This is a genomic window from Ruegeria sp. CDSA241, from assembly GCF_059611265.1.
The window spans coordinates 13,807-31,259 of sequence record NZ_JBXWPF010000015.1; the positions used below are offsets into that span (position 1 = coordinate 13,807).

15 protein-coding genes are annotated in these 17,453 nt (G+C 59.1%); 10 read left to right on the forward strand and 5 right to left on the reverse strand.

Translation table 11 applies throughout. The annotated features are described in order from the left end of the window. Nucleotides 1-12 precede the first annotated feature (12 nt). From tsaE to trxA, 6 genes are read left to right on the forward strand one after another with little or no spacing between them, the layout of a single operon-like run. On the forward strand, nt 13-486 hold the full coding sequence (gene tsaE, locus AC2FJV_RS14075) for a tRNA (adenosine(37)-N6)-threonylcarbamoyltransferase complex ATPase subunit type 1 TsaE (RefSeq protein ID WP_496713957.1): 474 nt from the start codon (nt 13-15) through the stop codon (nt 484-486). After that, nucleotides 483-1,487, forward strand: coding sequence for an aminoglycoside phosphotransferase family protein (locus AC2FJV_RS14080; protein WP_496694375.1), 1,005 nt, complete (start codon nt 483-485; stop codon nt 1,485-1,487). The genes tsaE and AC2FJV_RS14080 overlap by 4 nt, the downstream gene beginning before the upstream one ends. Further along, nucleotides 1,484-2,170, forward strand: a complete 687-nt coding sequence (locus AC2FJV_RS14085; protein ID WP_496713958.1) for a nucleotidyltransferase family protein — start codon at nt 1,484-1,486, stop codon at nt 2,168-2,170. Before AC2FJV_RS14080 ends, AC2FJV_RS14085 begins: the two co-directional genes overlap by 4 nt. After that, nucleotides 2,163-5,090 (forward strand): double-strand break repair protein AddB, encoded by a 2,928-nt coding sequence (addB, locus tag AC2FJV_RS14090; protein ID WP_496713959.1) that lies wholly within the window; start codon nt 2,163-2,165, stop codon nt 5,088-5,090. Before AC2FJV_RS14085 ends, addB begins: the two co-directional genes overlap by 8 nt. Then, complete coding sequence (addA, locus tag AC2FJV_RS14095; protein WP_496713960.1) at nt 5,087-8,446, forward strand: double-strand break repair helicase AddA; 3,360 nt, start codon at nt 5,087-5,089, stop codon at nt 8,444-8,446. The genes addB and addA overlap by 4 nt, the downstream gene beginning before the upstream one ends. A 60-nt stretch (nt 8,447-8,506) precedes the next feature. Further along, a complete protein-coding gene (trxA, locus tag AC2FJV_RS14100) occupies nt 8,507-8,827 on the forward strand; it encodes a thioredoxin (RefSeq protein WP_271950641.1) in 321 nt (106 codons plus the stop codon). Between the two features lie 160 nt (nt 8,828-8,987). Here trxA and AC2FJV_RS14105 read toward each other — a convergent pair whose 3' ends face one another. Further along, a complete protein-coding gene (locus AC2FJV_RS14105) occupies nt 8,988-9,182 on the reverse strand; it encodes a DUF1127 domain-containing protein (protein WP_142637449.1) in 195 nt (64 codons plus the stop codon). A 198-nt stretch (nt 9,183-9,380) separates the two neighbouring features. On the opposite strand from AC2FJV_RS14105, the gene hslV reads away from it, so the two are divergent. After that, nucleotides 9,381-9,932 carry an ATP-dependent protease subunit HslV gene (gene hslV / locus AC2FJV_RS14110; protein WP_142637447.1) on the forward strand — a complete coding sequence of 184 codons (552 nt, stop codon included), beginning with the start codon at nt 9,381-9,383 and terminating at the stop codon, nt 9,930-9,932. Between the two features lie 14 nt (nt 9,933-9,946). Here the strand turns inward: hslV and AC2FJV_RS14115 are convergent, their stop codons facing one another. Next, on the reverse strand, nt 9,947-11,188 hold the full coding sequence (locus AC2FJV_RS14115; protein ID WP_496713961.1) for an MFS transporter: 1,242 nt from the start codon (nt 11,186-11,188) through the stop codon (nt 9,947-9,949). Nucleotides 11,189-11,368: 180 nt separating this feature from the next. Between AC2FJV_RS14115 and hslU the strand changes: the two genes are divergently transcribed. The 3 genes from hslU (at nt 11,369) to AC2FJV_RS14130 (ending at nt 15,085) form a co-directional block, all read left to right on the forward strand. Further along, nucleotides 11,369-12,676 carry an ATP-dependent protease ATPase subunit HslU gene (gene hslU, locus AC2FJV_RS14120; protein ID WP_142637444.1) on the forward strand — a complete coding sequence of 436 codons (1,308 nt, stop codon included), beginning with the start codon at nt 11,369-11,371 and terminating at the stop codon, nt 12,674-12,676. A 97-nt stretch (nt 12,677-12,773) separates the two neighbouring features. Further along, nucleotides 12,774-13,868 carry an alpha/beta hydrolase gene (locus AC2FJV_RS14125; RefSeq protein ID WP_142637442.1) on the forward strand — a complete coding sequence of 365 codons (1,095 nt, stop codon included), beginning with the start codon at nt 12,774-12,776 and terminating at the stop codon, nt 13,866-13,868. After that, nucleotides 13,868-15,085, forward strand: a complete 1,218-nt coding sequence (locus AC2FJV_RS14130; protein ID WP_496713962.1) for an MFS transporter — start codon at nt 13,868-13,870, stop codon at nt 15,083-15,085. Before AC2FJV_RS14125 ends, AC2FJV_RS14130 begins: the two co-directional genes overlap by 1 nt. Here AC2FJV_RS14130 and AC2FJV_RS14135 read toward each other — a convergent pair. Genes AC2FJV_RS14135 through AC2FJV_RS14145 form a run of 3 tightly spaced genes read right to left on the reverse strand, consistent with a single transcriptional unit; the run spans nt 15,082 to nt 17,359 of the window. Then, nucleotides 15,082-15,669 (reverse strand): Smr/MutS family protein, encoded by a 588-nt coding sequence (locus AC2FJV_RS14135; RefSeq protein WP_271950630.1) that lies wholly within the window; start codon nt 15,667-15,669, stop codon nt 15,082-15,084. The two genes, AC2FJV_RS14130 and AC2FJV_RS14135, sit on opposite strands and share 4 nt — an antisense overlap. Next, a complete protein-coding gene (gene mltA / locus AC2FJV_RS14140) occupies nt 15,669-16,703 on the reverse strand; it encodes a murein transglycosylase A (protein WP_496694370.1) in 1,035 nt (344 codons plus the stop codon). The genes AC2FJV_RS14135 and mltA overlap by 1 nt, the downstream gene beginning before the upstream one ends. Next, on the reverse strand, nt 16,700-17,359 hold the full coding sequence (locus AC2FJV_RS14145; RefSeq protein WP_496713963.1) for a Tim44/TimA family putative adaptor protein: 660 nt from the start codon (nt 17,357-17,359) through the stop codon (nt 16,700-16,702). Before AC2FJV_RS14145 ends, mltA begins: the two co-directional genes overlap by 4 nt. Nucleotides 17,360-17,453: the final 94 nt, after the last annotated feature.

Genomic DNA, 17,453 nt, shown 5'->3' on the forward strand with positions numbered 1-17,453 from the left:
CATTGTGGCGCCATGACGTTACCACCCCTCAGGATCACCCTGAATTCGCCCGAAGATACGACCAAATTTGCCAGTCGGCTGGGCGCAATTCTGCATCCGGGCGACATCCTGCTGCTGCAGGGTGAGATCGGAACCGGTAAGACCCATTTCGCGCGCAGTCTGATCCAATCGCTGATGACCCGGCCCGAGGATGTGCCCTCGCCCACATTCACGCTGGTTCAGGTCTATGACACCCGTAAAGGTGAGATCTGGCACTGCGATCTATACCGGCTGAGCGCGGTGGAGGAAGTCGAAGAGCTTGGGCTGGCCGAAGCGATGGAGCAAGCGATCTGCCTGATTGAGTGGCCCGAGAAACTGGGCCCGCTGACACCCGGTTCTGCCCTGACGATGACATTTGAAACAGACCCGGACATGCTGGATATGCGCCACATCACCCTCACATGGACCGACGAAAAATGGGCTCAAAAACTGGAGGTCAGCGAATGACAAACCGCGCCGTCCTTGCCGAAGCTCTGATTTCACACACGCCGTGGTCCAAGGCCCGCCGAGAGCCTTTGGCGGGGGATGCCTCGAACCGCCGGTACGAGCGCCTGACCGACCCGGTCACGGGCAAGTCCGCTGTTCTGATGGATTCGCCCCCGGGGCAGGCGGAACCGGTCGAAGCCTTCGTACGGATGGCCCGGCATTTACAATCTATCGGGCTAAGCGCCCCACAGATCTACGCCGAAGACACGCAATATGGGTTTCTTCTTCTGGAAGACCTTGGCGATGACCTATTCGCGCGGGTTCTGGTCAAACATCCCGATATGGAGCGGGAATTATACGAGGCGGCAACAGATGTCCTGATCAAGTTGCACGAGGCCCCTACCCTGTCGCTGCAATCTTACGGCCCGGCACTGATGACCGAACTGGCGGCCCTATCCTTCACCAAATACGCCCAAGGGGTTCTTGGCGAATATGACCGGGATGCACAGGATCGGTTCGAACACCGATTTGCTGATATCCTGCATCAAGAAACATCCGGCACCAAAGTTGTTGTCCAAAGGGATTACCACGCGGAAAACCTGATCTGGCTCCCTGACCGCCAAGGGGTTGAGCGCGTTGGATTGCTGGATTTTCAGACCGCCATGCTGGGCCATCCTGCCTATGATCTTGTGTCTTTGCTTCAGGATGTGCGCCGCAAAGTGACGCCGGGTACGGAAATGCGGATGGTCAGCCACTATATCTCGGCTACGGGTGTCAACGATCATGATTTCCGCAGTGCCTATGCTGTGCTGGGGGCCCAGCGAAATCTGCGGATTCTTGGTGTGTTTACACGGCTTGCGACCGAGTATGGCAAACCCCATTATGTCGATTTGATCCCCGCTGCGTGGGGCCATCTGATGCGGGATCTGGATCACCCGGCGCTGGTGAATGTTGCCGACCTGCTGCGCGTGGCTCTGCCCGCGCCGACACCCGAAAACCTGAACAGGCTCATACAGAGATGACCCAGCCCCCCAATGCCGTCATGCTGTTCGCAGCCGGGTTCGGCACCCGCATGGGCACCCTGACCCTGAACCGCCCCAAGCCGCTGATCGAGGTAGCCGGGCGTCCGCTGATCGACTATACGCTGGATCTGGTTGACGCGCTTGGGTCGGTTCGCAAAGTGGCCAACCTGCACTATCTGCCGGATCAGCTTGAGGCGCATTTGGCACCGAAAGGCGTATTTGTTTCACACGAACAGCCCGACATTCTGGATACTGGGGGCGGATTACGGGCAGCTTTGCCCTTATTAGGGTCTGATTCAGTGTTCACGTTGAATTCAGATGCCATATGGTCCGGCCCGAACCCGCTGACAATGCTGCGGGCCGCCTGGAATCCTGATTTGATGGACGCATTGCTAATGTGCATCCCGACCGCGCAGGCGATTGGTCATGCCGGGGCCGGGGACTTTATTGCTGATGAAACGGGCCGGATTACCCGCGGCCCCGGATTGATCTACGGAGGTGCGCAGATCATGAAGACGGAAGGGCTGGTCGAAATTCCAGACAAGGTGTTTTCGCTGAACTTGCTTTGGGATCGGATGCAAAAGAAAGACCGGCTGTTTGCCCTAACCTATCCCGGCCGCTGGTGCGATGTTGGCCATCCGGAAGGGATCGCCCTTGCTGAAGGTCTGTTGGCGGATGTTTGACCCCTCACCCCTGCCCCGCGTCTTTGCCGTACCTTCGGGTGTGGATTTTCCAAAGGCGCTGGTCCGGGGGTTGAGAAATCGCTGTGCCGCTCTTCCGCCCGAGGCTTTGGCCCGAGTGGAGCTGGTTGTTAACACGCGGCGTATGGCTCGCAGGGTGCGTGAGCTGTTCGACCAGGGCCCTGCCTGTTTGTTGCCGCGCCTATCACTGGTGACTGATCTGGGTGAAAGCGTGAATCTGGCGCAGATACCACCCGCAATCCCACCCCTGCGACGGCGGCTGGAATTGACGCAGCTGGTCTCGAAGCTGCTGGATCAACAACCGGATCTGGCGGCGCGCTCGTCTTTGTTTGACCTGTCAGACAGTCTGGCCGCATTGATAGATGAGATGCAGGGCGAAGGCGTTTCACCCGAAGCGATCCGGCGGCTAGATGTCACCGACATGTCCGGGCATTGGGCCCGCGCGCAGGCGTTTATCGGGATTGCGGATCAGTTCATCGACACAGAAGACGACATCCTGGACACGCAGGCCCGGCAGCGCCGCGTGGTCGAGAACCTAGTCAAACATTGGCGAGTGGATCCACCTCAGCACCCGGTCATTCTTGCCGGCTCGACGGGGTCACGAGGAACGACACTGATGCTGATGCAAGCCGTTGCCTGCCTGCCGCAGGGCGCATTGATCCTGCCGGGTTTTGACTTTGACCAGCCCGATCAGGTCTGGGCTCAGCTGGATGCGGCGTTAACCTCTGAGGATCACCCGCAATACCGGTTCCGGAAACTGATGAACCAGCTTGGGCAGAGCCCGGATCAAATCACAGCCTGGACCCAGGACAATCCACCCTCACCCGCCCGTAACAAGCTGATATCGCTTGCGTTACGCCCTGCCCCGATCACGGATGCGTGGATGTCCGAAGGTCCACAACTGACCGATCTGCATGGCGCAACAAAAGACCTGACCCTGGTCGAGGCGCAGTCCCCTCGGGCCGAGGCCCTGGCCATAGCGCTCCGCTTGCGAGAGGCGGCTGAAACCGGCCAGACCGCCGCTCTGATCACCCCCGACCGCATGCTGACCCGTCAGGTCAGCGCTGCGCTGGACCGGTGGGACATCCTGCCCGATGACAGTGCTGGCCTGCCGCTGCAACTGTCCCCGCCCGGACGGTTCCTGCGCCATGTCGCGGCCCTGTTCGCGCGTCGATTGGACGGCGAAGCACTGTTGACCCTGCTGAAACATCCGCTCTGCCATGACGGGGGCGAGCGTGGCTCTCATCTGTTGCACACCCGCGATCTGGAGCTGGACCTGCGCCGCCACGGGCCGCCATTCCCGGATGCCGCCAGCCTGACGGCATTTGCCATCCGCAAAGAGGTGCCCGAAGGCTGGGTCCATTGGTTGGTGCAGCATTTCTGCGACCAGCAAATTGCTGATGAGTTGCCACTGGCGGATTGGGTTGATCGCCTCTGCGGGTTGGCTCAGGCCATTTCCGCGGGCAACACCGGCGATTCCGGCACCCTATGGGACAAGAACGCCGGTCAAAAGGCGCTGGCGGTTGTGACCGAGCTGCGAAATGAGGCTCAGCATGGCGGCACCATGACCGCCCATGACTTTGCCGATCTGCTGGGTGCTTTGCTGGCCGGAGAAGAGGTCCGCGACCGCGACGCGCCACACCCCCGGATCATGATCTGGGGCACGCTCGAGGCCCGGGTGCAGGGCGCCGATTTGCTAATCCTTGGCGGTTTGAACGAGGGCAGTTGGCCCGAGGCGCCCGCGCCCGATCCCTGGTTGAACCGGCAGATGCGCGATAAGGCCGGGCTGTTGCTGCCAGAGCGGCGCATTGGCCTGTCGGCACATGACTTCCAGCAGGCTATCGGCGCGCCCGAGGTCTGGCTGACCCGGTCGACCCGGTCCGACGATGCCGAAACCGTTCCTTCCCGCTGGTTGAATCGGTTAACCAACCTGTTGAGTGGCCTCGCAGAACAGGGTGGCCAAACCGCCCTTGTAGAAATGCGCGGCCGAGGGCGGCAATATCTGGGGTGGTCCGAACAACTTGAATACGCTCCAGAAATCAAGGCGGCACCGCGCCCATCTCCGCGCCCTCCGGTCGGGTCGCGCCCGCGCCGCCTGAGCGTCACAGAGATCAAGCGCCTGATCCGTGATCCTTATGCGATCTACGCCAAACATGTGCTGCGGTTGAAACCACTGGACCCTTTGGTTCAGGCCCCGGATGCGCTGCTGCGCGGGATCGTGATCCACGAGATTTTGGAGCAATTCGTCAAGGACAGCGTGCTGGACACGGCCTTGCTGACGCGCGAAAGCTTTTTGAAACGCGCCGAAAGCCTGCTGGTCCAGCATGTCCCATGGTCCACAGCGCGCAAATTATGGCTCGCGCGGTTGGAACGGATTGCGGATGATTTCCTGCGGGCCGAGACCACCAGGCGCAGCGATGGTGGGCCTGTGGCTTTTGAGGCCGCGATGAAGCTGGCGCTCAGTCCGCTGGATTTCACCATAGTCGGGCGCGCCGACCGGATTGACCTGAACAGCCGCGGAGCGCTGCGGCTGGTCGATTATAAAACCGGTGCACCTCCGACCGAAAGTCAGCAGGCCAAGTTTGACAAACAGTTGCTGATCGAAGCCGCAATAGCCGAGCAGGGCGGGATCGAAGGGTTTGACCCGCTGCCTGTGGCCGAAGCAATTTTTATCGGCACGGGCGGCACCTATAAAGAGGTGCCCGCGCCTCTGACCAAAGAGCCGGTCGACAAGGTCCTGGCTGAGCTGAAACAGCTGATTTCCTCATATTTAGAGCCTAATCAGGGCTTCACTTCGCGCCGGATGCTTCACAAGGATACCGATATCGGGGACTATGATCATCTAGCACGTTTCGGTGAGTGGGACCGAACCAGCAACAGCGCCCCCGAGGACCTGAAATGAGCGCCCGCAACGACGCAACCGAACGACAGGTGCAGGCCGCACGACCCGATGCCTCGACTTGGCTGGCGGCCAATGCAGGATCTGGCAAAACGCGGGTTCTGACCGACCGGGTGGCACGGCTGTTGCTGGACGGGGTGCAGCCGCAACATATCCTCTGCCTGACTTACACCAAGGCTGCAGCCAGCGAGATGCAGAACCGGCTGTTCAAACGCCTTGGTGAATGGGCCATGCTGGGGGATGCTCCACTTTTGGCCCAGCTGACCGATTTGGGTGTTCAGGGTGCGATTGACCCGGACCGTCTGGCACAGGCCCGCACATTGTTTGCCCGCGCGATCGAAACGCCCGGCGGACTGAAGATTCAGACCATCCACTCTTTCTGCGCCTCGCTGCTGCGCCGTTTCCCACTTGAGGCCGGGGTCAGCTCGCAATTCACCGAGATGGAAGATCGGGCCGCGGCCTTACTGCGCGAAGAAATCGTTGAAGATTTTGCCGAAGGCCATATGGCCAATCTGATCGGGGATGTCGCCCGTTTTGTGACCGATACGGGGTTCGAAACACTGACCGCCGCCATCACGCAAAAGCGCAATCTGTTTACGCAGACCGTCGATTGGTCGCAGGTTTTGCAGCAATTCAATCTGCCCGCCGATTTTGACGAACAGCTCTTGCTGGGTCAGGTGTTTTTGGGGGGCGAGGTCGAACTTGTCCGCAGCGTCCTGCCCGCACTGACCGAAAGCGGTGGGAATAATGCCAAGGCAGCCACCAGGCTTGCGGCCTTCACCCGCGCCGATATCAGTGCGCTGCCGGTGCTTGAAGATGTATTTCTGACCGGAAAGGCGGCCAAGGACCCGTTTACCGCCAAGATTAACGCTTTCCCGACCAAACCCCTGCGCGAAGGTGTTCTGGCGGGTCAGATGCCACAGCTAGATGCGTTGATGTTGCGCATCGAAGCCGCGCGTGAACAGCGGCTTGCACTGGTTGCGGCCCGCAAAACGCTGGCGCTTCATCGGTTCGCATTGGCCTTTCTGCCAGAATATGAGCGGCGCAAGCAACTGCGCGGCTGGCTGGACTTTGACGACCTAATCCTGCGCGCCCGAAACGTGCTGAACGACCCGGCGGTAGCGTCTTGGGTATTGTACCGGCTGGACGGCGGGATTGACCATATCCTTGTGGATGAGGCCCAGGATACCAGCCCGGACCAATGGGACGTCGTCGAAAAGTTGGCGCAGGAATTCACCAGCGGGGAGGGGGCCCGGTCCGGGATTGAGCGCACTATTTTCGTGGTGGGTGACAAGAAACAATCGATCTATTCCTTCCAGGGGGCCGACCCTCAGGCCTTTGACAGGATGCAGGCCGAATTTGGGCGGAAACTGGAAGAATCAGGCTCTAAACTGTGGGATTCTACGCTGGAGTACTCGTTCCGCTCCTCCAGCGCCATTCTGTCTCTGGTCGATATTCTGTTCGAAAACCATGCCGAGGCCGGGTTTCACAAAGAAAGCCAGCACCGCGCCTTCAAGTCCGATCTGCCAGGGCGCGTCGACCTGTGGCCGGTGGTCGAAAAAGTCAAAGACGAGGAAGATACCGAATGGACCGACCCGGTGGACCGCCCTGGTGCGCGCCACCATACCGTTGTTCTGGCCGAGCAGATTGCACAGTCGATCAGGGATATGATCGAACAGGGGGAAACCATCCCCGAAGATGGCGAGGCACCGGGCAGTTTCTTCCGGCGAAAGGTACAGCCGGGGGATTTTCTGATCCTCGTCCAGCGCCGCTCGGACCTGTTTGCTGAGATCATCCGCGCCTGCAAGGCTGCCGAACTGCCGATTGCAGGGGCTGACCGGTTGAAGGTCGGAGCCGAGCTCGCGGTCAAGGACCTGGCGGCTCTGCTGAGCTTTTTGGCCACGCCCGAGGACAGCTTGTCGCTGGCCACGGTACTGAAATCGCCTCTGTTTGGCTGGTCCGAACAGCGGCTTTTTGATCTGGCACATCGGCGACAAGAGCAATTCCTTTGGGCAGCGCTGCGAAATCGGGCCGAGGAGTTTCCCGAGACGCTAGCCATTCTGAATGACCTACGCAGCCAAATCGACTTTCTGCGCCCATATGACCTGATCGAGCGGATTCTGACCCGTCATCACGGGCGGCGCCTGCTGCTGGGTCGGCTGGGCCCCGAGGCCGAAGACGGCATCAACGCGCTGTTGTCACAGGCGCTGGCCTATGAACGCACCGACATTCCAAGCCTGACAGGTTTTTTGGTCTGGATGCAGACGGACGATCTGGAGATCAAACGGCAGATGAGCGGTGTCGGCAACATGATCCGCGTGATGACCGTGCACGGATCGAAAGGGTTGGAAGCCCCCATCGTGATCCTGCCGGATACCGGCAGACGGCAAGCCCCGCGCGATGCCGAGATCATGGTGACGGATGCTAAGCCACTATGGAAAGTACCGGCAGACGCGTCCCCGGCGCTGATCGCGCAGGCGCGAGCCGAAGCGCGCGAACGGGAAGAGAATGAACGGTTGCGCCTGTTATACGTGGCGCTGACCCGTGCAGAGAAGTGGCTAATCGTCGGTGCGGCAGGGGATGTCGGCAAGGACGGAACCAGTTGGTATCAACTGGTGCAGGCGGCTATGGCGCGGGCAGGGGCAACAGCTCTGCCCAACAGTGAGATCCTGCGCTTGTCGCACGGAGATTGGCATGATCCGGAATTTATCGAACACACAGGCGCCGTTCATGCCCACAGCGAATTGCCGCCGACCTTCCTGAATTCCGCCCCCGCCATTGATGCGGCGCCGGAAATCCTCAGCCCGTCTGATCTGGGCGGGGCCAAGGCCTTGCCCGGGGACATGGGCCAGGATGAAGAGGCCGCCAAGCTGCGCGGCACCCGCCTGCACCTGCTGCTGGAGCATTTGCCGCGGGTCCTTCCTGAGAACTGGCCGCAGCTTTGCGCGCGGGTTCTTCCCGATATGCGTGAGGCCGAGCGGCAAGGATTGCTGGCCGAGGCGCAAAATGTGTTGACGGCGGATCGCCTGAAGGCCGTGTTCGCCCCCGATACCTTGGCCGAAGTCCCGGTAACGGCCGATCTGGGCGGGCGGCGTATCCATGGTGTCATTGATCGGGTGATCGTCACCAAAACGGACGTCCAGGTAATTGATTTTAAATCGAATATGACAGTTCCAGACAATGCAGCAACCTGCCCCGAAGGACTGCTGCGACAGATGGGTGCCTATGCTGATTCATTGTCGCAGATCTATCCGGACCGCGAAGTCAGAACTGCAATTCTGTGGACCCGAACAGCCCAGCTGATGTGGCTGCCACACGATCTGGTGAAAGCTGCGCTGACCCGTGCGCTGACGCCTTGACCTTGGCATACCCGACACCTAGTTTCAGTGACCAAGCATTCCCCATTCAGGAGACAGAATATGTCGACCGTAGCTGTTACCGACGATACTTTTGACGCCGAAGTCAAGAATTCCGACATCCCCGTAGTTGTCGATTTCTGGGCCGAATGGTGTGGCCCCTGTAAACAGATCGGACCCGCTCTGGAAGAGTTGGCGGCTGAATATGGCGACAAGGTCAAGATCGCCAAAGTCGATGTAGACAGCAACCCGAACTCTGCCGCCGCCATGGGCGTACGTGGCATCCCGGCGCTGTTCATCTTCAAGGATGGTCAGGTCGTTTCGAACCGCGCAGGCGCCGCGCCGAAAGCCGCGCTGCAAAGCTGGATCGAAGAAGCGCTCTGATCCGGTTCGGGAAACAACGTTTGAAGGCGCCTTATTCGGGGCGCCTTTTTTCGTATCTGGGGCAAAGCGCTTCCGCCTGAATTGTCTGACTGGAAAAAGCTGCGCAGAAAAAGCCGCCCAGACCCGGGCGGCTTATCTTGAATTCACGAATTCTCGTGGATCAGAGGGTGGTGATATCCGCGCGGCACAGGCCGATATCGTCCAGCTGTTCATCACTGAGAGCCGACAGGGCATTGCGGGTTTTGCGGGATTCATTCCAATCGGCGGCTTTTTCAAAAGCGCCAAAAAACGCGTCCACTACATGCAGGATGGTAGCTGCTCCGAGCGGCGCATGGATATTTGCGGTAGTTGCCATTTGCGCATTCCTTATAAACAGAAACAGCCGACCCGTTGTCGGTTGTGAGCCTCATGTAGGATTTTCAACTGAGTCCCACAATTGCTGGTTTTACAGCCCCGATTTGCGTTTTTTGCATATCTTATAAGCAAGTTGTGAACTGTTGCGCTGCGGATGAGACCGGCCCATATAGAACAGCAGGCGAAAACGGAGGCCCCCATGGCAGACAGCGACTTTCCCGGTTGGCACGGCACAACCATTATTGGCGTCAAAAAAGGCGGGCAGGTGGTCATTGCCGGGGACGGGCAAGTCAGCTTGGGCCAGACCGTGATCAAAGGGACCGCGCGCAAGGTACGCCGCCTGTCACCCGGCGGGTTCGAGGTTGTCGCAGGCTTCGCCGGATCAACCGCCGATGCCTTTACCCTGCTGGAACGTCTGGAAACCAAGCTTGAGGCCACGCCCGGCCAACTGGCGCGCGCCTCGGTCGAGCTGGCCAAGGACTGGCGCACCGACAAATACCTGCAAAAGCTTGAGGCGATGTTGATCGTCACTGATGGCAAGGATCTGCTGGTGATCACCGGGGCAGGGGATGTGCTGGAGCCGGAACACAACGTGGCTGCCATCGGATCGGGTGGCAATTTTGCCCTGGCAGCGGCGCGCGCGATGATGGATGGCGACAAACCGGCGGAACAAGTCGCCCGCGAAGCCATGGCCATCGCCGCCGATATCTGCGTCTATACCAATGGCAATCTCACGGTTGAGACGATCTAAGACGCAGAACTGTCTCAGGCCAACAGCTCTCGGATCTCTTTGCCCTTCCACCGCATATGCATCCCGACCAGCCCCAACAGGGCGGTCAAGATCACGATGTAGTAGGGCAGTCGGATGTCGATACTCATCAACCCGCCGCCGATCAGGGACATGACGCCCCCAGCCAAACAGAAGACAGCCGTGGTCACCCCCATGACCCAGCCTTGATCGGTGTCGCTGACACTGGAGGAAAACAGGCCCAGCAGTGTCGGGTATGAGACGCCAAAGAAGAAATAGAAGAAAAAGACCGGGACATAGCTCAGCACACCGCTGGGGCTGAAGGCGAAACCAAGGCCGCTGATCACCATCACAACCAGTGAGACATAGATGATCTGGTGTTTACTGAACCGTTCCTGCGCAGGTTTGACCAGGAAGGTGCTGGAAAAGGCCAGCGCAACCCCAATGACGACCATGGCCATGCTGCCGCCGATGACCCCGTATCCAAATGCGCTGGTCAGGAAGTTGTCGACAAACACATAGAAGGTCACATTGGCGATCATGAACAGGCCATAGACCGGCATGATTTTCAGAACCATCGGATGTTCGCGCACCGCTATCAGGCTGTCGGTGATATCGCGGGGGCGAAAGACAAAGGGCTCACGCTCGGTCCGGGTATCCTTGAAATACGCGGCGACAAGGAAAATGGCGATCAATACCAGAACAAAGGCGCCGTAGAATGGCGTTTTCAGCGTCGCCGCGCTGCCCAGCAGGGCCGAGTCCGACAGGACCGCGCCAATAATGGGACCGCCAACCAGGCCAAAGCTGACACCTGTCACGATATAGCCCATGTTGCGGTCGCGGTCAGCGGCATCGGTGCTGCCGTCAATCATTGCCGCCTGCGCGATAGGCTGGTTGCCAGCCGTAAACCCGGTGATCGACCGGCCGACAATCAACAGCAGCAGGCTGTTGAAATACAGCGCGGCGATGGTCAGCGCATAACCTATCAATGCCCCTCCCAGACACACTAGCAGCGCGTTCTTGCGACCAATGGAATCTGAAACCTTAGAGACATAGACCACGCCCAGAAACCAGGACAGAAAGAAACAGCCAATCACCAAGCCGTAGTAGAAATGCCGGGTGCCCATGGCCGTGTTTTCAGGCAGGAACCCCGATTTCGTCTCCATGATCAGTGAGTTGATGATCGGAAAGACCAACCCTTGCCCGATCAGGTCGACAAACACGACAAACAGCAGGGTGATCTTGGCAATCTTGGTCATTTCCGCGCTCCGGGCCCTCAACGCTTTGAAATCACTGTACCAGAGGTCGGGCGCTTTACCTATGGAAAGCATTTGCAAACCGGGTGGGGCATTGCTAACCAACGCTGCCGCTGTTGTTTTCGCCGTTGCGGTGATTACCTAGACCGCAGCCAACTTATGCCGACCGAAAGGACTGCCCCCGTGACCGACCTGACCCCGCGCGAGATTGTCTCGGAACTGGATCGCTTTATCATCGGGCAGAAGGATGCCAAGCGCGCGGTCGCCGTGGCGCTGCGTAATCGCTGGCGGCGCAAGCAACTGGCTGATGACATCCGGGATGAGGTTTATCCCAAGAATATCCTGATGATCGGCCCCACCGGCGTTGGCAAGACTGAGATCAGCCGGCGTTTGGCCAAGCTGGCCCGCGCACCCTTCATCAAGGTCGAGGCCACCAAATTCACCGAGGTTGGATATGTTGGCCGCGATGTGGAACAGATCGTGCGTGATCTGGCCGATGCCGCGATCCTGCAGACCCGTGAATTCATGCGTGAGGACGTCAAAGCCAAGGCCCATCAGGCCGCCGAAGACCGGGTGATTACTGCCATTGCCGGGGAAGACGCGCGTGAGGGCACCCGCGAGATGTTCCGCAAAAAGCTCAAATCCGGAGAGCTGGACGACACAGTGATCGAGCTGGAACTGACGGATACCTCAAGCCAGATGCCGATGTTCGATATCCCTGGCCAACCCGGCAGTCAGATGGGGATGATGAATCTGGGCGATATTTTCGGCAAGGCGTTTGGCGGGCGCACCGTCAAGAAACGCCTGACCGTCGCCGAAAGCTATGACATGCTGATCGGAGAAGAGGCCGACAAACTGTTGGATGACGAAACCGTAAACCGCGCGGCGCTGGAATCGGTTGAACAGAACGGCATCGTGTTTCTGGACGAGATCGACAAGGTTTGCGCCCGTTCGGACGCACGCGGCGGTGATGTCAGCCGAGAGGGGGTGCAGCGTGACCTGTTGCCTCTGATCGAAGGCACAACCGTCTCCACCAAGCATGGGCCGGTCAAAACCGACCACATTCTTTTCATTGCCTCAGGCGCGTTTCATATTGCCAAACCGTCCGACCTGTTGCCGGAACTGCAGGGGCGCCTGCCGATCCGTGTCGAGCTGCGCGCACTGACCGAAGAGGATTTCGTCCGCATCCTGACCGAGACAGACAACGCGCTGACCCGCCAGTACACTGCCTTGATGGGCACCGAGGATGTCACGGTCAGCTTTACTGAGGACGGCATCGCAGCCCTGGCGAAAATCGCAGCGGATGTGAACCAAAGTGTCGAGAATATCGGCGCACGTCGACTTTACACCGTGATGGAGCGCGTATTCGAGGAATTGTCTTTCACAGCCCCCGATCAGGCCGGTTTGGAAATCACCGTGAATGCACAGTTCGTTGACGACAATCTTGGTGAGCTGACAAAGTCTACGGACCTCAGCCGTTACGTTCTGTAATATCTCCAGCCGGTTTTTGCCGGTCCGCGTCATTGACCCCGCTGGACCTGGGATCAGAATAGAGTAGCGTGTGCGCAAATTCCTTAGGGGGCGACAGGTGCTGCGCTATATTATTTTTGTCCTGACTGCGGCAACGCTTGCCGCATGTGTCGACCGGACCGTATCTCAAACCGTGCCCTCGGCACTGGACATTGGCACGCCCAAAACCATTTACGCAGCAACCACCCGCGCGCGCGAAGCGGACGGATCCTATGGGTACCGCCGCAGCGATCAGCTGCAATTTCTCGAGATGACGGTCTCGATTCCACCCAATCACACACCCGGGACATTGGATTTTTCCTATGCCGACCCGGACCCGGAAAATCAGTTCGTGATGGCTGATGAAGACGAGCTTGCCGGACCCCAGGGCCTTGCCTCGCGACTAAGAGGTGTGGACGAGGTTTCGATCTTTATCCACGGCTATAACACGACCCAGTCGGAAACAGTGTTCCGCGCCGCGCAGTTGGAACATGATCTGGAAATACCGGGTGAAACCATGGTCTATTCCTGGCCAAGCCAGGCAACGGGTTATGGCTATGCCTATGACATCGACAGCATGCTGTTCGCCCGTGATGGTCTGGAACAAACTGTTCGCCAGCTGAAATCAATGGGGGTCGATCGGGTTATCCTTGTGGCGCATTCCATGGGCACCGCCCTGACGATGGAGATGATGCGGCAGGCCGAGCTGCGCGAACCGGGCTGGTCGCATCGGAATATCGAAGGGGTTGTTCTGATCGCACCGGATCTGGATGTCGATCTGTTCCGGTCGCAGATGGACAGCATCAAAACGCTGCCTGACCCGTTCATTGTGATGATCTCACGCAAAGACAGGCTGCTGAGTATATCCGCACGCCTGCGCGGTACCGCCAAAAGCGAACGTCTGGGAAATATCAGCTCGGCCGATGCGCTGTCCGAATATAAGATCAGTATTCTGGATACGACCGCCTTCAACAGCGATGCCGGGTCGTCTCATTTCGTGGCTGCAACCTCTCCGGCGCTTTTGGCGATTATCAATTCCGCCCGCCGGGTCAGCAGTACCTTTGGCAGGCAACGCGGGATTGACGTGATCGCCCCCGCCGAGGTCCGCAACCCGACCGGGGCGACCGAGATTGAGCTGACCGAGACCGGGCAGGCCAAGGTCAGCTCTCCGTAATGTCCTTTCACCTGGGGCATTATCTGAAAGCAAATGCCTCATGGCTTGGCGCCGGAGTTCTGCTGACTTTTCTGTCCGGTTTTGGGCAAACGTTCTTCATCTCGATCTTTTCCGGCGAAATTCGTGCGGCGTTCGGGCTGAGCCATGGGGCCTGGGGTGGGATCTATTCGCTGGGTACAACCGCATCCGCCATCATCATGATCTGGGCGGGCGGGCTTACGGATATCTTCCGGGTGCGTGTGCTCGGCCCCGCTGTCCTGGCTGGGCTAGCCGTGGCGGCGCTAGCGATGGCGTTGAACCGCTGGCTGATCCTGCTACCGCTGGTGATCTTCCTGTTGCGCCTGTTCGGGCAGGGGATGAGCACCCATCTTGCCTTGGTCGCGATGGCGCGTTGGTTTACCACAACGCGCGGCAAGGCCTTGTCGATCGCCTCGGTCGGATTTGCGGTTGGTGAAGCGCTTTTGCCCGTAATCTTTGTCGCTGCGATGGTGTTTTTGGATTGGCGCCTGCTCTGGATCATCTCGGCAGGTATTTGTGTGACCGGCATTCCGATTCTGCTGCGCTTGCTTCGGCAAGAGCGCACACCGCAAAGTCTGGCCAGCGAGTACTCGGCGGCAGGTATGCAGGGGCGGCACTGGACACGCACCGACGCTTTGCTGAACCCGTTGTTCTGGTTCATGGCCCCCGCCTTGCTGGGTCCTTCTGCCTTTATAACCGCCTTCTTCTTTCATCAGGTCCATCTGGCCGAGGTCAAAGGCTGGCAACATATCGAGTTGGTGGCGCTGTTTCCCGTCTACACAGGTGTTTCCCTGATCTCGATGTTTGTCGCGGGATGGGCGCTGGATAAATGGGGAACCGCCCGAATGATGCCCTTTTATCAGGTGCCAATAGCTATCGGCTTCATGTTGGCGGCTGCAAGCACCTCGATTGGGGGTGCGGTTGCTGCATTGGTCTTTCTGGGGCTGACCGTCGGCGCAAACAGCACCTTGCCCAGCGCGTTCTGGGCAGAATTCTATGGAACCCGTCATATTGGCGCGATCAAGGCCATGGCCACGGCGGTCATGGTCCTTGGGTCGGCGATTGGCCCCGGACTGACCGGCGTTTTGATTGATCAGGGGGTTCCGCTGGACACGCAGTTCCTGTGGATCGCCGTATTCTTCCTGCTGGTTTGTCTGCTGACCTGGCTTGGCATCAGCCGCGCCGCACGCACGCTTTAGCGACTGCGGCGCAGATAGACGTAATAGGCCCCGTCGCCACCATGGCTGATATGCGCGGGCGTCACCTGCATCACAGCCTGTGCCAAGGGCGGTAGGGACAGCCATTGCGGCACCTGATTGCGCAAGACGCCGCGCGGAGTGGGGATGGGGCCGGGCTCATCCCGATCTTTGCCCTTTCCGGTCACCACCAGAACCAGGCGCTTGCCCGAAGCCTGCGCGGTTAGCACAAAGCGCACCAGCGCCGGATAGGCCGTGTCCATCCGCAAGCCATGCAAGTCCAACTTGCCCTCGGGCCGGAGCTTGCCACGTTTCATCCGGGCAAAAGCCTTGCTGTCCATTTGCACCGGGTTGGCGCGTAACCCTTCGGTAACGGATGGTTTCAACACATGCCGCACACCCCTGCCAGCCGCGTTCTGCCCGACTTCAAACGCCTCGATCCGGGGCTTAAAGGTCTTTGTCGGTTTCGGCTTGGGCAATGAGGTGGGGTGCACCGACTGCGGCAGTTCGGGATGCAGGCGATCTGCCTGTTTGGTCACCTTGCGCCACAGATCCATTTCGTCAGGGGTCAATTTGCGGCGCGACATCAGAACTCGTCCGGCAAAAGAGCATATGCGCGCTGAATCGGCAGCAGTACCACCATGCGACCCGGATCTTTCAGGCGCCCCGCTGCAGCCCCTGCGGCATCGCCGGTTCCAAAGAAAATATCAGCCCGTTGCGCGCCCTTGATGGCCGACCCGGTATCCTGAGCGATCATCAGCCTGCGCAAAGGATCCTTGCCGTCCTTTTCGACCCAGACTGGAGCACCCAGCGGTGTGTATGCCGGATCGGCGGCAATGCTGCGCATGGTAGTGACCGAACGGTTCATCGCACCCAGAGGGCCAAATTCCGGTGCAACACGATTCACCTCGCGGAAGAACACATAAGACGGGTTATGAAACAGCAATTCGGTACCCGCCTCGGGATTCTTGCGGACCCAGGATTTGATCATCTGCGCACTGACCTGATGCGCACCCAGGGCACCGCGCCGGATCAGTTCGGACCCGATCGAACGATAAGGATGCCCATTGGCGCCCCCATAACCGACCCGCAGCGCCCTCCCATCGGGCAACCGGATACGGCCTGAGCCCTGAATCTGCAGAAAGAACAGCTCGACTGGGTCGTCCACCCAGGCGATTTCAAGACCGCGGCCCTGCATGACATCACCGGTCAGCAGATCGCGACGGGATAACCATTTTTCGGCTCCGCGCGCCTCAGGAGGCATTTTATAGATCGGGTATTTATACCGCTCCGATCTGGTTTTGGACCCGTCCAGTTCGGGTTCAAAATAGCCTGTGAACAGGCCATCCTTCCCGTCTTCGACCAGAACGGGACGGAAGAACAGCTCAAAAAATGACCGGGCCGCATCGGGCTTATAGGTGCGCGCCACGCCGCACAATGCCTGCCAGTCCGGATCATCCAGATCACCGCACGTGTTCAGAAAAACCGAAAGGGCCGCCCCGTGATCATCGGCGGCCCAGCCATTCAGGTCATCGTAGGACAGTATGGATCGTGTCACCTCGGCGCTGGCAGAGGTGGTCATGACAGCCACCAGGAAAAGCGACCGAAACGCTGCAATCATGCGTCCGTGGCAACAAGCAGCCAGTTCGGATCGTCCGAGCCCATAACGCGGGCAAAGGTCCAGCTGTCCTTTTGACGTTTAACCGTGTTTGGGTTGCCCTCGATGATATCGCCACCACGATCCCGCACGGCCGAAGTCAGCTCACCAACAAATTTCATGGTGATTTCGGCCTGGTTGGTATCCTTGTCAAAGCTCACATCTGCCAGTGTGGTTTCGCGCACACCGATAAATTCGGCCTCGATGGTCAGCCCCTGATCCTCGCGCGCGGCAACGACCGAAACAAAGGTTTCAAATACCTCTTCCGACAGGAAGGGCTGGATTTCATCCAGATTGCCCTTTTCGAACCCCATGACGATCATCTCATAAGCGCCGCGAGAGCCCTGAACAAATTCATCCACCGAAAAGCCCGGCTCGATCCGTTTCATAGCGGATAGGGTCTGCGCCTGTTCGCTGTCCTCGGGCACGTGATCGGTAATGTCGTGATCTGGCCCACCCTCAATCACCTCAAAATCACGGCGCGACTTATTGGCTTCGGACTGTTGTTGAAGCGGGGGTTTCTCAAAACCCTCACGTGTACCCAGTACGCTTTTCAGGCGCAGGATCAGGAAAACGGCAATTCCGGCCAGGACCAGCAACTGGATCATTGGTTCGTTCATTTCATCCTCTTGGTCAGACCGCGACTTTGTATACACGGCCTCTTGCCACTATGTAGGTGACAGTTCGGGACAAGTCTACCGCCCGACCTGCAGT

Bases quoted from the DNA above. Each gene is read 5' to 3' on its own strand.
- tsaE (WP_496713957.1), top strand. From the start codon at position 13: ATGACGTTACCACCCCTCAGGATCACCCTGAATTCGCCCGAAGATACG.
- AC2FJV_RS14080 (WP_496694375.1), top strand. From the start codon at position 483: ATGACAAACCGCGCCGTCCTTGCCGAAGCTCTGATTTCACACACGCCG.
- AC2FJV_RS14115 (WP_496713961.1), bottom strand. From the start codon at position 11,188: ATGACCAAGATTGCCAAGATCACCCTGCTGTTTGTCGTGTTTGTCGAC.
- AC2FJV_RS14145 (WP_496713963.1), bottom strand. From the start codon at position 17,359: ATGAACGAACCAATGATCCAGTTGCTGGTCCTGGCCGGAATTGCCGTT.
- addB (WP_496713959.1), top strand. From the start codon at position 2,163: ATGTTTGACCCCTCACCCCTGCCCCGCGTCTTTGCCGTACCTTCGGGT.
- mltA (WP_496694370.1), bottom strand. From the start codon at position 16,703: ATGATTGCAGCGTTTCGGTCGCTTTTCCTGGTGGCTGTCATGACCACC.
- AC2FJV_RS14105 (WP_142637449.1), bottom strand. From the start codon at position 9,182: ATGGCAACTACCGCAAATATCCATGCGCCGCTCGGAGCAGCTACCATC.
- AC2FJV_RS14130 (WP_496713962.1), top strand. From the start codon at position 13,868: ATGTCCTTTCACCTGGGGCATTATCTGAAAGCAAATGCCTCATGGCTT.
- addA (WP_496713960.1), top strand. From the start codon at position 5,087: ATGAGCGCCCGCAACGACGCAACCGAACGACAGGTGCAGGCCGCACGA.
- AC2FJV_RS14135 (WP_271950630.1), bottom strand. From the start codon at position 15,669: ATGTCGCGCCGCAAATTGACCCCTGACGAAATGGATCTGTGGCGCAAG.
- hslV (WP_142637447.1), top strand. From the start codon at position 9,381: ATGGCAGACAGCGACTTTCCCGGTTGGCACGGCACAACCATTATTGGC.
- trxA (WP_271950641.1), top strand. From the start codon at position 8,507: ATGTCGACCGTAGCTGTTACCGACGATACTTTTGACGCCGAAGTCAAG.
- AC2FJV_RS14085 (WP_496713958.1), top strand. From the start codon at position 1,484: ATGACCCAGCCCCCCAATGCCGTCATGCTGTTCGCAGCCGGGTTCGGC.